At 74.3% G+C, this 1,260-nt stretch carries 2 protein-coding genes; one reads left to right on the top strand and one right to left on the bottom strand.

The genetic code is table 11. The features are described from left to right. Positions 1-619: glycosyltransferase (locus AB0C29_RS49100; protein ID WP_360835346.1), on the bottom strand; the 619-nt coding region annotated here is incomplete at its 3' end. 42 nt (positions 620-661) lie between these two features. Between AB0C29_RS49100 and AB0C29_RS49095 the strand changes: the two genes are divergently transcribed. Then, the coding region (locus AB0C29_RS49095; protein ID WP_360835344.1) for a DUF998 domain-containing protein at positions 662-1,260 on the top strand (599 nt) is incomplete at its 3' end.

The raw sequence follows: 1,260 nt of genomic DNA, 5'->3' as shown, positions 1-1,260 counted from the left end.
CCGACAGCACGACGTTCGCGCCGGCGCGGGGCGGTCGAGGCGTGACGGCGGCGCCCGGGGTGGGTAGCACGCAGATCTCGGCGGCCGGCCGGAACGGGGCGAAGCCCGCCGCCGCCTTGTCCGAGGGGGCGATGACCACCGCCATCCGCGCGAACATGGCCTGGCCCAGCGCGACCAGCCGGCGCCGGCGTACCGCTCCGGGCCGGGTCAGCTCCAGGAACTCCCGCGGCGACCAGCCCAGACCCAGGCGCACCGCACACCACGCGGCTCCGACCGGGATCTCGGCGAACAGGTCGGCGTACGCCAGCAGGTCGGTGTGCCAGGTCATCACCAGCGGCACGCCCCAGTCGGCAGCCGCCCGGAACCCGGTCATCCCGATCGGCCCGGTGCTGTGCGCGTGGACGAGGTCGGCCGGCCGGGGTGTGAACGGCAGCCCGACGCGGACCTGCCGCAACGGCACCGGCACCGAGCGGACGCCGTCGCGGCTCAGCAGGGGTCCGGGGCGGTAGAAGTCCACCTCGTGCCCGGCCGCGCGCAGCAGCCGTACGGTCAGCTCGGCCGACCGGGCGACGCCGTCCGGCCGTCCGGCGTGGCTGTCGCAGAAGTGGGCGATCCTCACGGTTCGAATCTTGCCCCGTAGGCTCGCCCGATGAACCGGGGCATGAGGCTGCTACCGGCGTTCGGGCTGCTCGCCGCGGTGCAGATGATCGTCGTGAGCACAGTGGACAGCCTCACCCGGCCCGGCTACGACGAGACGCGCAACTGGATCAGTCAGCTGTCGCTCGGCCCGCATGGCTGGTACGGCACGGTCAACCTGGCCACCTGCGGCCTCTGGCTGATCCTGTGCGCCGTCGGGCTGCACCGGCGGGTCACCGGGCGGACGGTGGTCCTGATCCTGGGGTGCGGGCTCTGTTTTGTTGCCCTCGCCTTCATCCGGACCGACGCCGGCCTGGGCTTCCCGCCCGGGGTGCCCGAGGAGCACACCGCGCGCGGGCTGATCCACAAGCTGATCTCCGTCACGCTGGGCGTCGCGGGGATCGCCGCCGTGGCCGGTGTCGGACCGCGGCGGGTGGCCCGGGTGGTCGCGGCGGCCATGGCGGTGTCGTTCGTGGCGGCCAGTGTGCTCGTGCTGCTCGATGACGGCGAGGTGCTGCCGGGCAGCCCGAGCGGGGTGTTCGAACGGGCCGCATTGTTCGCCGGGCTCGGCTGGCTCGGGTTGGTCGGCGGCATGCAGGCGGGGGGGGGCGGCGCGGTGGGGGC

Source organism: Actinoplanes sp. NPDC048791 (assembly GCF_040650095.1).
In the GTDB taxonomy this organism is placed as follows: Bacteria; Actinomycetota; Actinomycetes; order Mycobacteriales; family Micromonosporaceae; genus Actinoplanes.
Note: the sequence above shows the minus strand (reverse complement) of the source record. Positions and strands in the feature narration are given on the sequence as shown.